Consider the following 12,571-nt stretch of genomic DNA (forward strand, 5'->3'; position numbering starts at 1 on the left):
CCGCCAACGAATAAAACCTGCACGGAATTTCAGGAGGTGACGTCCCGGCTGAGCGCCGTTTCCCCCACGAGACCGGTCAATTTGTGCGGATTGCGCATCGCGAGGATCCGGGTGATGCGACCTTCGTCGACCACCAGGCTGACCGCGGTGAGCTCGCCCTGGACCTCGATCCGGACCGCCGGCGCGCCGTTGAGCCAGACCATCTCGACCACGCCGCCGGGGGCGAAGAGGGCGAAGTTCGACAGCAACCGGGCCACCGGGTCGGCGCCGCGGAGCGGCTTGCGGATCGCCTGGGCGATGCCGCCACCGTCGGCCTTCATCACCACGTCCGGCGCCAGGACGTCGAGCAGTCCCTGGACGTCGCCGGTCTGGACGGCTGCGAGGAACCGCTCGACCACCTCACGTTGCTGGGTCCGGTCGACGGCGACCCGGGGTCGTCGCGCCTCGACGTGCTTGCGGGCACGCAACGCGATCTGCCGCACCGTGGCCTGGGTCTTGCCCACGGCCTCCGCGATCTCGTCGTACGGCGTGTCGAAGACCTCGCGCAGCACGAAGACCGCCCGTTCGGTCGGCCCGAGGGTCTCCAGCACGGTCATCATCGCCATCGACACGCTCTCCGCGAGCTCGATGTCCTCGGCCACGTCGGGCGCGGTCAACAACGGCTCGGGCAGCCACTCGCCGACGTACTCCTCGCGGCGGCGCGCCATCGTGCGCAGCCGGTTGAGCGCCTGCCTGGTGACGATCCGCACGAGGTAGGCCCGTGCGTCCTGCACCGTGGCCTGGTCGACGCCGTCCCAGCGCAGCCACGTCTCCTGCACCACGTCCTCCGCGTCGGCCGCCGAGCCGAGCATCTCGTAGGCGACGGTGAACAGCAGGTTGCGGTGCCGGACGAAGGGGTCCTCGCTCACAGGCTCGAGGGTACGACGCCGGTGGGCTCAGCCAGCACAGCCATCGGGCGCAGGCCGCACGACGCGGCGAGTCCCTCCGACTCGATGCCGAGCGCGACGTTGCCGCGCGCCATCAGGTTCGCCATCCCGACGTACGACGTCAGCTCGACCAGACCCGGGGCACCGAGGGCCGCGAGCAGGCGCGCCGAAAGCTCGTCGGTGACGGTGGGCGGCGTGGCCGTCATGGCCTCGGCGTACTCCAGGACGTCGCGCTCCAGCGGAGTGAACGCGTCCGAGGTGCGCCAGAGCGGCACCTCACGTGCCTTGTCCAGGTCGAGGCCCTCGTTGTGGGCCTGGAAGTAGCCGAGGTCGAGGCAGAAGCTGCAGCCGATCTGCGCGGCGACCGCCATGTGCGCGAACGACTTGAGGTCGTGGTCGCACTCGTTCCACTTGCGTGACTTCTGCCCGAGGCCCATCGTGGCCTTGAGGGCCGGCTTGTGGTGCCACAGCACCCCGAGGGACTCCGGCACCTTGCCGAACATCTTCTTGCTGAACGTCTTCACCATGGCCCCGTAGACACCATCGATCGGGATGGCCGGGACGCGCGTCGTGCTGGTCATGTCTCCTCCTGTGGGTGGGTTCGACATGAAGACACCGGCACCGTGCCCGGTGTGACAGGAAGCCAGAAAATTTCCGGGATCAGCGGGTGAAGATGATCTTCCCGAACACGTCACCGGACGCCATGGCCGCGAAGCCGTCGGTGGCCTCGGTCATCGGCAGCACCCGGTCGATCACGGGACGCAGACCGGTGGCGTCGAGCATCGTGACGAGCGAGGCGAGCTCGTCGCGGGTCCCCATCGTCGAGCCGATGACGCTCAGCTGGAGGAAGAAGATCCGGGTCAGCTCGGCGTCGTCGAGGTTCGGACCCGACGTGGTCCCGGAGATGACGATCCGGCCGCCGGGCCTGAGCGCACGGATCGAGTGCGACCAGGTGGCGCGACCGACGGTCTCCATGACGGCGTCGACCTTGACGGGCAGGCGAGCGCCGGACTCGAAGACCTCGTGGGCGCCGAGCTCGAGCGCCTTGGCCCGCTTCGCCTCGTCGCGGCTGGTCGCCAGCACCCGCAGGCCACCGGCCCGGGCAAGCGCGATCAGGGCCGTGGCGACGCCACCGCCGGCACCCTGCACCAGCACGGTCTCACCGGGCTTCAGGCCACCCTGGGTGAAGAGCATCCGGTAGGCGGTCAGCCACGCGGTCGGCAGGCACGCCGCCTCCTCGAAGGACATCGAGGCCGGCTTCGGGATGACGTTGCCCTTCGGCACGATCACCTTGTCGGCGAAGGTGCCCTGGTGCCGCTCGGAGAGCAGCGACCGACGCGGGTCGAAGGTCTCGTCGCCACGCCAGGTGGGGTCGGACACGACGGCGTGCACGACGACCTCGTTGCCGTCCTCGTCGTACCCGGCCGCGTCGCAGCCCAGGATCATCGGGAGTGCCTCGGCCTTGAGCCCGACGCCGCGCAACGACCACAGGTCGTGGTGGTTGAGCGAGGCAGCCTTGACGGTGACCGTGGTCCAGCCGTCGGGAGCGACCGGGTCGGGACGTTCCCCGAGGACCAGTCCGCTCAGCGGGTTGTCAGCGGATGCGGCGAAGGAATCTGCGTAGACGGCGAACACGAGACCCGAGCCTATCGGCCCGTCAGGCCCGTGCGACACCGTCCCGGCGGGCGGCCTCGGCCACCGCCGCGGCCACCGCCGGCCCGACCCGCGGGTCGAACGGCGAAGGGATCACGAAGTCCTCGGAGAGGTCGTCACCGACGAGTGCGGCCAACGCGTCGGCCGCGGCGACCTTCATGCCCTCGGTGATGGCACTCGCGTGCACGTCGAAGGCACCGCGGAAGATCCCGGGGAACGCGAGCACGTTGTTGATCTGGTTCGGGAAGTCCGACCGGCCCGTGGCCACGATCCGCGCGTGCCGGTGGGCGACGTCGGGGTGCACCTCGGGGTTCGGGTTCGCCATCGCGAAGATGATCGCGTCGTCGGCCATGGTGGCGACGACCTCCTCCGGCACGGTTCCGCCGGACACACCGACGTAGACGTCGGCGCCGTTGAACGCGTCAGCAAGCGTGCCGCGACGACCACAGCGGTCGGCGGTCAGCTCGGCCAGCGCCTTCTTCGACGGCGTCAGGTCATTGCGGTCCGAGCTCACGACACCCTTGCGGTCGGTCACCGCGATGTCCTTGATGCCGGCGGCCAGCAGGATCTTGGCGATCGCGACACCGGCAGCCCCGGCACCGGAGATGACCACACGGGTCGACTCGGCCGCGCGACCGGTGAGCTTGAGTGCGTTGGTGAGCGCGGCCAGGGTCACGACCGCGGTGCCGTGCTGGTCGTCGTGGAAGACGGGAATGTCGAGGGCCTCCTTGAGGCGGTCCTCGATCTCGAAGCAACGCGGTGCGGAGATGTCCTCGAGGTTGATGCCCCCGAAGCTCGGCGCCAGGCGCACGACGGTCTCGATGATCTCCTCGACGTCGGTCGTCGCCAGGCAGATCGGGATGCCGTCGACGCCACCGAACTGCTTGAAGAGGATCGCCTTGCCCTCCATCACGGGCATCGCGGCGGCCGGACCGATGTCGCCGAGACCGAGCACGGCGGTGCCGTCGGTCACGATGGCGACGGTGTTCGGCACCCACGTGTAGTGACGGGTCAGGCTCGGGTCGGCTGCGATCGCCTCGCACACCTCGGCGACACCAGGGGTGTAGGCGAGAGAGAGCTGGTCCTTGGTACTGACGTCGGCCGTGGGGACGGTCGCCATCTTCCCGCCGACGTGCAGATCGAAGACCGGTTCGCCCGCGTGCGGGTGGGAGGTAGGAACGTCAGCGGCCACGACAGGCAATCCTCGCACAGGCCGTGCGGTTACTCGGCGACTGTCCGGATGAGACGGGTCACAGCAGGCGTGGACGGGGCCAGAGGCGCACCCGCGCCACGCCCAGGACGTCGTCCGGCGCGATCGCGCCGCGGTGACGGGAGTCGGTGCTGGCACCGGGGTTGTCCCCCACCAGCCACCAGCGGGGACCGCGGCGCTCGCCGGCCCGCTTGATCACCAGCGTGTCGTCCGGGAACCGAGCCACCACCACCTGCCCGGGTCGCACCATCGCGCCGTACGAGACCAGCAGGCGGTCGCCCTCAGAGAGGGTCGGTTCCATCGATTCGCCGCGTACGACGGCCAGTCCGACCTTGCGTCGGTGTCCCGACGTACGACCTGCCGTTGCCCTGCCTGCCATGCCGAGTAGTGTCGCAGGCGCAGCTTCGTTCCCCATCGAACTCAGGAGAGGACCCACATGTTCTCGCGTCTCATTCCCAGCCTGATCGCCCCGTCGATCGAGGTTTCCGCGCACTGCGACCTGCCTTGCGGCGTCTACGACCCCGCCCAGGCCCGCATCGAGGCCGAGTCGATCAAGGCCGTGATCGCCAAGGCGCTCGACAGCGACGACCCGGACTTCCGCACCCGCGCCGTCCTCATCAAGGAGCAGCGCTCCGAGCTGGTCAAGCACCACCTGTGGGTGCTGTGGACCGACTACTTCAAGCCGCCGCACTTCGAGGCGTACCCGCAGCTGCACACGCTGATCAACGAGGCGACCAAGCTCGCCGGTGCCGGTGGCACCAAGGGCACCCTCGACGCCGGCGTGGCCGACCAGCTGCTCGCCAAGATCGACGAGATCGCCGAGATCTTCTGGGCGACCAAGAAGGCCTGATCCACCGGGACCTACGTCCTGAATCTGGAACCGCGCGTCCTTCGGGGCGCGCGGTTCCTGTCATTTCACCCCTCCCTGCCGATGGTCACCTCACGTACTCGGGCACCCCTGGGCCCGGGACCACCGGAGGGAGACCACCGCGATGCATCGCGCCCTGTTCAAGATTCTCGTCGTCCTCGGCCTCGGCCTGGGCCTGACCTTCACCGCCACTCCGCTCGCCGGCGCGAGTGCGCCGACAGCTGACCGAGCGGTGGCCGTTGCCGCCCAGGCCACGCCGGACTGCTCGGCCAAGGAGGCCGCGCTGGCGAAGGCCCGCGCCAACTACGGCAGTCGGGTGAGCACCGCCAAGAAGGTGCGCAACGCCCTGGCCAAGGCCGAGCGTGCGGAGAAGCGCGCCAAGACGCGCAAGGCCAAGTTGGCCCGCCACGCGAAGGTGGTCAAGGCACGCAAGCGGCTCAAGTCCGAGCGGGTGAAGGTCCAGGCCGCCAAGTCCGCGGTCGCGGTCTACCAGGCCAGCCTCACCAGCTGCCGCAACTCGGGTACGCCGACCGGGCCGACCGCGAGCCCGATCCAGACCCTCTGCGACGCCGGCGTCCCGCAGCCGATCTGCGACATCCTGGGAAGCCTGGTCCCCGGTGGCTCGACGGCGAGTCCGCTGGCCCTGCTCTGCGCCAGCGCCCCGCAGGCGCAGCCGCTGTGCGACCTGATCTCGACGGGCACGGCGCCCGGTCCGGACGACCTGCTCGACGTCATCGACACGGTCCTGGGCGCACTGGGCCTCGACGGGCTGCTGGACGACCTGCTCGACGGCCTCGGCCTCGGCAGCGTCCTGGACCCGAACGACCTGCTCGACCTGCTCGACCTGCTGGGTGGCCTGCTGCCCTGACCACTGGCCTGACCACAGGCTGGCAGCTGGTTCCACCACGATGACGGCCGCGCTCCCCAACGGGGCGCGGCCGTTGTCGTAGGCTCGTGCCGTCCTGGTCCCCCAGCCAACCCCTTGAGGAACGGTATGCCCGAGACGAGCAGCCCCGTGTCCGGTGGCACCGCCACTGCAGGCGACCCCACGGAGGTCGAGCTCCGGCTCCCCGCGGACGGCGCCTACGCGTCGGTGCTGCGCACCCTGACGGCCGGCCTCGCGGCACGCCTCGACTTCACCATGGACGACATCGAGGACCTCCGCATCGCGGTGTCCGAAGCCGCGGCGATGGTGCTCGACGAAGCCGACGAGGGCGCTGTCCTCGACTGCAGGTTCCGCCTGACGCCGGGCGAGCTCATGCTGACCATCAGCACCGATTCCCAGACGCCGACCCCGCCGGACTACGAGAGCTTCGGCTGGCAGGTCCTGGCGACGCTGGCGGCGGAGGCCGCCATCGACACCGCACCCGGCTCCTACGCAGTGCGCCTCACGGTGCGGTCTTCGCTCGAGTCATGACTGCCGACCTCTCTCGGGGGAGCGCGGGCAACGGACGGTCAGCAGCGACCGAACGAACCCGCCGCATCAGTTCCCTGTTGTTCCTCCGGCTGCGTGACCTCGACGCGTTCGAGGACATCCGCGACGACGTCCTCGACGAGTTCCGGGCCGACGACACCTGCCAGGCACTGCTGCTCAAGGATCCGCGCGAGGCCCTCCTCGAGCTGCACATGCCCCTCGTGGAGCACTGCGCGCGCCGGTTCCGCAACCGCGGTGAGCCCTATGAGGACCTCGTCCAGGTCGGCACCATCGGCCTGATCAAGTCGGTCGACCGCTTCGACACCGACCGTGGCGTGGAGTTCTCGACCTATGCCACGCCGACGATCATCGGCGAGATCAAGCGGTACTTCCGGGACAAGGGCTGGGCCATCCGGGTTCCTCGGCGCCTCCAGGAACTGCGGATGCAGATCAGTGCGACGACGGCCGAGCTGACCCAGAGCCTGGGCCGCTCCCCCACGGCCCGCGAGCTGTCCGAGGTCATCGGCTGTTCGGTCGAGGAGATCGTCGAGGGGCTGGAGTCCAGCAACGCCTACTCCACGCTCTCCCTGGACGCCACCGACGACGACTCCGACCGCGGTGCGGGCCAGAGCATGCTCGACGCCATGGGCGTCGACGACGAGGCCCTCGAGCACGTCGAGATCCGCGAGTCGGTCAAGCCGCTCCTGGAGAACCTGCCGCCGCGCGAGAAGAAGATCCTGCTGCTCCGCTTCTTCAAGAACATGACGCAGTCACAGATCGCCGAGGAGATCGGCGTCTCGCAGATGCACGTCTCGCGACTCCTGGGACGCACCCTGGAGCAGCTGCGGGAGTCCCTGGAGTCCGAGGCCTGACGTCAGGGCCTGATCTGATCTGGGCCGGTCAGGGCCGTGGCGCCGTCGGGTCGTGCTCCAGCGCCTCGATGGTGTCGGGATGCAGCAGTCCAGCCAGCACGATTCCCGCGCACAGCACCAGGCCGATCGTGACCGGCAGGTGCTCGCGCAGGTTCCACGCGAGGCCGAGCGCGATCAGCTGGGTGAGCAGCACCGGTCCACGCGACCAGGCGCTCCGGCGATGCAGCCCCCAGCCCGCGGCCAGGAGCACGACGCCGTACGCGAGCAGGAACCCGGCGGTGGACAACCCCAACGCGACGCGTTCGGAGGTCACATTCGCGAACTCGAGGACCGCCAGACAGAGCAGGACCAGGCCCTCGACTCCGACCAATGACGCCGCTACGGTCAGTGGCGGCGGGTTCTGGGCGGGCTCCACGGGGCTCTCGGTCACAAGTTTCAGCCTAGTTCCACGCTCAGGAACCCCCTTTGTGACCCATCCGACCACTGGAATCGCTTGATATGTGAACGATTCCTTGGAAGCCTTGCGGAAGCGATCGTGAAACCGTTCACTTTTGCGGCTTCACGCGTGCCCTCAGCCGGGCCACCAGTACGTAGGAAAGAAGGCATCTCCACCCATGGATTGGCGACACGTCTCCGCATGCCTCGATGAGGATCCGGAGCTGTTCTTCCCGATCGGCAACACCGGCCCGGCCATTCTCCAGATCGAGGAGGCCAAGGCCGTGTGCCGGCGATGCGACGTGCGCGAGCAATGTCTCGCGTGGGCGCTCGAGGCGGGTCAGGACCACGGTGTCTGGGGTGGCCTCAGCGAGGACGAGCGTCGCGCGCTGAAGCGCCGCAACGCCCGCGCGAGGGTCCGCACGCCTGTTTGATTGCGCGCTGCCGAGCTGGGGCCTACTCGACAGGGAGGCTGATGCCTGCCCGGGTGCCGCCGTCGGCGCCGCGTCCCAGCGTCAGGTGTCCCCCGAGCTCGGACTCGACCAGCGTGCGCACGATGGACAGCCCCAGGCTGGTCGCGGCGTCCAGGTCGAAACCGTCGGGCAGCCCACGGCCGTCGTCCTCGACGGTGACGTCGAGGATCGCTCCGTGCCGTTCGGCACGGAGCACGATCTCTCCCTCGTCGCCGTCGGCATAGCCGTGCTCGGCAGCGTTCTGCATCAGCTCCATGACCACCATCGCCAGCGGCGTGGCGATCTCGGAGTCGAGGACGCCGAAGCTGCCCTCGCGACGGACCCGCACCTGCGCGGCGGTCGAACCCACGTCGATGACCAGGCGCGCGAGCCGGTCGGCGATCTCGTCGAAGGCGACGGTCTCCTCGACCGCCTGGCTCAGGGTCTCGTGGACGATCGCGATCGACCCGACCCGTCGTACCGCCTCCTCGAGGGCTGCCGCCGCTTCGGGTGAGCCGATCCGTCGCGCCTGGAGCCGCAGCAGCGCGGCAACGGTCTGCAGGTTGTTCTTCACCCGGTGGTGGATCTCCCGGATGGTGGCGTCCTTGGTGATCAGCTCGCGGTCACGACGGCGCAGGTCGGTGACGTCACGCAGCAGGATCATCCCGCCGATGTGCTCGCCCTTGGGTCGCAGCGGGATGGACCGCACGATCAGCGAGACCCCGTCGCCGGGCCCACCGGCCGAGCCGAGCTCGGTGTCGCGATGCGCGCGGCCACCGAGGACGGCACTCAGGGTCTCCTCGTCGGGCCGCTTCTTCGGCGGGACCAGGTCGCGGGTCAGGTCGGTGAGCAGGTGCCCGGTCAGGTCGCCCGTCAGGCCCAGCTTGCGGAAGACCGAGAGCCCGTTCGGGCTGGCGTAGATGACGCGCCCCTGGGCGTCGACCCGCAGGAAGCCGTCGCCGACCCGCGGCGAGTCGGCGTGGTCGCTGCGCTGTCCCTCGCTGGGGAACAGACCCTCGGCAATCATGCTCGCGAGGTCGGACGCGGTCTGCAGGTAGTTGATCTCGAGCAGGCTCGGCGTCCGCACGCCGAGCAGGTTGGTGTTGCGGCTGATCACCGCGATCACCCGCCCCTCCCGTCGCACCGGGATCGCCTCGACCCGCACGGGCACCTCGTCGCGCCACTCCGGGTCGCCCTCGCGCGCGATCCGCCCGCGCTCGTAGGCGTCGTCGACCAGGGTGCGTCGACCGGCGGGAAGGAAGGTGCCAACGATGTCGTCGACGTACGCGGTCGGGCCGGTCGTGGGTCGCATCTGGTCCCCCGCCCAGTAGCCGTTTCCCTGCCGGTCGGGCAGCCACATGACGAGGTCGGCGAAGGACAGGTCGGCGATCACCTGCCAGTCGGCCTGGATCAGCTGGAGCCACGCGACATCGGCGGCGTCGAGGTCCGTGTGACGCCGTGCAATCGCAGACAGGGAGGGCACGCGAGCAAACGTAACGGACCCGCCATCAACTCCTTCACCCCCTTTGGCACAATGACCCAGGGGGATTCGGTTCGGGCTGGTCCGTGGAGGGTTTTTCTTTGATGGCGTCGGTGGACTGGTCTCGTCTCCAGCGGGGCCTCCGCAACGGCGAACGCACGCCGCCAGCGGAGCACCGGCTGGCCGACCTCACAGCCGACCTCACCCGCATGCTCGGCGACCCGGACCCGCAGGTCCGCGACGGCCTGGCCTATCCGTTCCTGGCCACCTGGACCGAGCACGGCGTCTACGACGACCTGCTGGCCGGCCTGGGCGACGGCATGTGTGCCGGCCTGGAGGTCGGGATCGGCGAGCGCGACACCGACTCGGTCTTCCGCCGCAGCTTCTCCGCACTGGTGCTCGGCGAGTGCATCGACCGCGACACCCGGGTCCGCCGGCAGCCGCCGACGCGCATCCTGCAGTGGGGTGACCGGCTCGCCGCCTGGTACGTCCGCGAGCAGGACCTGCGCGGCTTCGTGCCCGGCAAGGGCTGGGCCCACGCCGCGGCCAACGGAGCCGACGCGCTCGGGGCGCTGGCCCGTTCGCCGTACTTCGGCTCCACCGAGCTGACCGTGCTCCTCGACATCATCGCCGACCGGATCCTGGCCCCTCAGACCCCGCTGCTGGTCCACGGCGAGCCGGACCGGATCGCGCACGCCGTGCTCGAGATCCTGCGCCGTGACCGGGTGCCGCTGGCCGTCGTCGAACCCTGGGTGCGCCGCATCGAGGCCGGCGCCACCGACCGGGCCTCGCGCAGCCGGGATCCCTACCTCGCCAGCGGCAACGCGCAGGCCGTGCTGAGGGCGCTCTACCTCCAGCTCACCATCTCGCCGCGCCACCCCGCGATCCGTCCCGACCTGCTGCTCACGCTGGTCGACTCGCTGCGCCGGATCCACCCCGCTTTCCTCGCTTGAGGTGTCCGGCTCTGGCTAGGGTGCGGAGGTGACCTCCACTCCCCCGGAATCCGCACCGACCGAGCTGACCGGCCATGCCGGGGAGCTCGCCGTCGCCGTCGCGCAGGCCCACGGCGTCCAGACGATGTTCACGCTGTCCGGAGCCCACGTGTTCCCGATGTACGACGGCGCCGTGAAGTCCCAGGCCGAGGGGGCAGCCGGCCCGCCGGTGTCGATCCTCGACGTACGGCACGAGCAGACCGCGGCGTTCGCCGCGGAGGCGACCGGCAAGCTCACCCGGGTCCCCGGCCTGGCCGTGCTGACGGCCGGCCCCGGTGTCACCAACGGGGTCAGCGCGATGGCCCAGGCGAACTTCGCCGGGTCTCCCATGGTGGTCGTCGGCGGACGCGCGCCGAACAACCGCTGGGGCACCGGGGCCCTGCAGGAGATCGACCACCTGCCCATCGTCACCCCGGTCACGAAGCACGCCGCGACGCTGATGACCGCGAACGACGTCGCCGCCGGCTTCGACACCGCTTTCGCGCTGGCTCGTTCGTCCCACCGTGGGCCGACGTACGTCGACGTGCCGATGGACGAGTTCTTCAACGTGGGCTCGGGCTCGGTCCCGGACATCGTCAACCACCGCGGTGCGGAACCCGACAGTGACGCGATCGGACGGATCGCTGCGTTGATCGCACGCGCCGAGCGACCCGTGCTGGTGCTCGGCACCGACGTGTGGGCCGACTTCGCCGAGGAGGCCGCGCTGCGCCTGGTCGAGGAGATGGGGCTGCCCGCCATCACCAACGGGATGGGACGCGGAGTGATCCCCGGCGGCCACCGGCTGCTCGTCACGAAGGCCCGCGGAGCGGCGCTCGGCGGGGCCGACCTGGTCGTGGTGGTCGGGACGCCGCTGGACTTCCGGCTCGGGTACGGAGTGTTCGGGGGCAAGGACGGCGCGGAGCCCGCGGCCGTCGTACACATTGCCGACTCGGTCGACCAGGTGTCGCGGACCGCACCCCTGGCCGACTCGGTGGCCGGCGACCTGACGACGGTCCTCGACGGACTGCTGACCGCCCTCGCGGGCTCGTCGCGCACGGACGTGTCGGGGTGGGTCTCCTCGCTCCAGGACGTCGCGGCGGCCGCCGCGGCCCGGGACGCCGAGCTGCTGGGCGCCGAGGCCGACCCGATCCATCCCGCCCGGATCTACGGCGAGCTGGTCCCCCGGTTGGCCGACGACGCCGTGGTGATCGGCGACGGCGGCGACTTCGTGTCGTTCGCCGGCAAGTTCGTCGAGCCGAAGCGCCCCGGCTGCTGGCTGGACCCCGGTCCGTACGGCTGCCTCGGTGCCGGGCTCGGTGCGGCGATCGGGGCCCGGGTCGCCCGCCCGTCCGCCCAGGTGGTCCTGCTGCTGGGCGACGGCGCCGCCGGCTTCTCGCTGATGGACGTCGACACGCTGGCCCGCCACCACCTGCCCGTCGTGATGGTGATGGGCAACAACTCCGCCTGGGGGCTGGAGAAGGGGCCCATGCAGATGCTCTACGGGTACGACGTCGCGGCGGACCTCGCGCCGCGGACGGCGTACGACCAGGTCGTCTCCGCACTCGGCGGCGCCGGGGAGCAGGTCACCGACCCACGCCAGATCGGACCCGCGATGGATCGTGCGTTCGCCGCGAACGCGCCGTACCTCATCAACTTGATCACCGACGTCAACGCGGCCTACCCCCGCACCACGTTCGGGATCTGACGGTGAGCGAGGCGCGTCGTACGTTCGTGGTGACCGAGGCCGACACGGCCGCCGCCGTCGGGTCCGGAAGCCTGCCCGTGCTCGGCACGCCCCGGCTGCTCGCGTGGTGTGAGGCGGTGACGTGCAGCGCCATCGAGGACCTTCTCGGCGTCGGCGAGACCAGCGTCGGCACGCGCGTCGAGCTCGAGCACCTGGCCGCGACTCCCGTCGGCGGCTCGGTCGAGGTGACCGCCCGGGTCGTCCACACCGACGGCCGGCTGCGCCGGTTCGCGGTCGCCGCGCGCAACGTCGGCGCGGACGGCCGGCCGGGCAAGCTGGCCGGCTCGGGTGAGGTGACCCGCGTGGTCGTCGACGCGGAACGGTTCCTGGCCCGCGTCAGGTAGCAGTCGCTCTCCGTCGTGGAGCGAGATCTGGACCCGGATTGCGGTGCAGGGGGGCCGACCTGAGACACTGGGTCGATCTCGATCTCAGGAGGAACCATGGGCAAGACCGGACGCAAGCGCCGCTCCCGCCGCAAGAAGGGCGCGAACCACGGCAAGCGCCCCAACTGCTGACACGTCAGCGAGCGCCCGAACCCCCCGACCC

The 12,571-nt window shown here is 70.3% G+C and carries 16 protein-coding genes; 9 read left to right on the forward strand and 7 right to left on the reverse strand.

Annotated elements, in window-relative coordinates; all coding sequences use genetic code 11:
- Positions 1-29: 29 nt before the first annotated feature.
- The 5 genes from ASD84_RS02425 to sodX form a co-directional block, all read right to left on the reverse strand.
- Entirely contained in the window at positions 30-908 is an 879-nt protein-coding gene (locus tag ASD84_RS02425) for an RNA polymerase sigma-70 factor (RefSeq protein ID WP_056706321.1), read from the reverse strand.
- Positions 905-1,507 (reverse strand): carboxymuconolactone decarboxylase family protein, encoded by a 603-nt coding sequence (locus ASD84_RS02430; protein WP_056706324.1) that lies wholly within the window; start codon positions 1,505-1,507, stop codon positions 905-907. The genes ASD84_RS02425 and ASD84_RS02430 overlap by 4 nt, the downstream gene beginning before the upstream one ends.
- 79 nt (positions 1,508-1,586) lie before the next feature.
- Positions 1,587-2,561: a zinc-binding dehydrogenase gene (locus ASD84_RS02435; RefSeq protein WP_056706325.1), complete on the reverse strand. Its 975-nt coding sequence runs from the start codon at positions 2,559-2,561 to the stop codon at positions 1,587-1,589.
- A gap of 22 nt (positions 2,562-2,583) precedes the next feature.
- Entirely contained in the window at positions 2,584-3,699 is a 1,116-nt protein-coding gene (locus ASD84_RS02440) for an NADP-dependent malic enzyme (protein ID WP_082573340.1), read from the reverse strand.
- A 130-nt stretch (positions 3,700-3,829) separates the two neighbouring features.
- Complete coding sequence (gene sodX / locus ASD84_RS02445) at positions 3,830-4,168, reverse strand: nickel-type superoxide dismutase maturation protease (RefSeq protein WP_056706329.1); 339 nt, start codon at positions 4,166-4,168, stop codon at positions 3,830-3,832.
- Between the two features lie 57 nt (positions 4,169-4,225).
- Between sodX and sodN the strand changes: the two genes are divergently transcribed.
- The 4 genes from sodN (at position 4,226) to ASD84_RS02465 (ending at position 6,943) form a co-directional block, all read left to right on the forward strand.
- Positions 4,226-4,639, forward strand: a complete 414-nt coding sequence (sodN, locus tag ASD84_RS02450; RefSeq protein ID WP_056706331.1) for a superoxide dismutase, Ni — start codon at positions 4,226-4,228, stop codon at positions 4,637-4,639.
- A 142-nt stretch (positions 4,640-4,781) separates the two neighbouring features.
- On the forward strand, positions 4,782-5,525 hold the full coding sequence (locus tag ASD84_RS02455; protein WP_056706333.1) for a hypothetical protein: 744 nt from the start codon (positions 4,782-4,784) through the stop codon (positions 5,523-5,525).
- Positions 5,526-5,651: 126 nt separating this feature from the next.
- Positions 5,652-6,074 (forward strand): hypothetical protein, encoded by a 423-nt coding sequence (locus tag ASD84_RS02460; protein WP_056706335.1) that lies wholly within the window; start codon positions 5,652-5,654, stop codon positions 6,072-6,074.
- Positions 6,071-6,943 carry an RNA polymerase sigma factor SigF gene (locus ASD84_RS02465; RefSeq protein ID WP_056706337.1) on the forward strand — a complete coding sequence of 291 codons (873 nt, stop codon included), beginning with the start codon at positions 6,071-6,073 and terminating at the stop codon, positions 6,941-6,943. Before ASD84_RS02460 ends, ASD84_RS02465 begins: the two co-directional genes overlap by 4 nt.
- Positions 6,944-6,971: 28 nt before the next feature.
- Here the strand turns inward: ASD84_RS02465 and ASD84_RS02470 are convergent, their stop codons facing one another.
- Positions 6,972-7,373 carry a hypothetical protein gene (locus ASD84_RS02470; protein ID WP_156391540.1) on the reverse strand — a complete coding sequence of 134 codons (402 nt, stop codon included), beginning with the start codon at positions 7,371-7,373 and terminating at the stop codon, positions 6,972-6,974.
- A gap of 184 nt (positions 7,374-7,557) precedes the next feature.
- Here ASD84_RS02470 and ASD84_RS02475 point away from each other — a divergent pair, with 184 nt between their 5' ends.
- The gene (locus ASD84_RS02475; RefSeq protein WP_056706341.1) at positions 7,558-7,812 is read left to right on the forward strand and encodes a WhiB family transcriptional regulator; all 255 of its coding nucleotides are present in this window, start codon (positions 7,558-7,560) and stop codon (positions 7,810-7,812) included.
- A gap of 22 nt (positions 7,813-7,834) precedes the next feature.
- Here the strand turns inward: ASD84_RS02475 and ASD84_RS02480 are convergent, their stop codons facing one another.
- Positions 7,835-9,313, reverse strand: coding sequence for a PAS domain-containing sensor histidine kinase (locus ASD84_RS02480; protein WP_056706343.1), 1,479 nt, complete (start codon positions 9,311-9,313; stop codon positions 7,835-7,837).
- Positions 9,314-9,423: 110 nt separating this feature from the next.
- Between ASD84_RS02480 and ASD84_RS02485 the strand changes: the two genes are divergently transcribed.
- From ASD84_RS02485 to ASD84_RS26150, 4 genes are all read left to right on the forward strand, one after another.
- Positions 9,424-10,263 (forward strand): DUF2785 domain-containing protein, encoded by an 840-nt coding sequence (locus ASD84_RS02485; RefSeq protein ID WP_235530945.1) that lies wholly within the window; start codon positions 9,424-9,426, stop codon positions 10,261-10,263.
- A 28-nt stretch (positions 10,264-10,291) separates the two neighbouring features.
- Positions 10,292-11,986, forward strand: coding sequence for an acetolactate synthase (locus ASD84_RS02490; protein WP_056706346.1), 1,695 nt, complete (start codon positions 10,292-10,294; stop codon positions 11,984-11,986).
- Between the two features lie 2 nt (positions 11,987-11,988).
- Positions 11,989-12,369 (forward strand): thioesterase family protein, encoded by a 381-nt coding sequence (locus ASD84_RS02495; protein WP_235530947.1) that lies wholly within the window; start codon positions 11,989-11,991, stop codon positions 12,367-12,369.
- Between the two features lie 96 nt (positions 12,370-12,465).
- A complete protein-coding gene (locus tag ASD84_RS26150) occupies positions 12,466-12,540 on the forward strand; it encodes a 50S ribosomal protein bL37 (RefSeq protein ID WP_378600669.1) in 75 nt (24 codons plus the stop codon).
- The last annotated feature ends 31 nt before the right edge of the window (positions 12,541-12,571 follow it).

The sequence above is a fragment of the Nocardioides sp. Root682 genome, from assembly GCF_001427795.1.
Taxonomy (GTDB): domain Bacteria; phylum Actinomycetota; class Actinomycetes; order Propionibacteriales; family Nocardioidaceae; genus Nocardioides.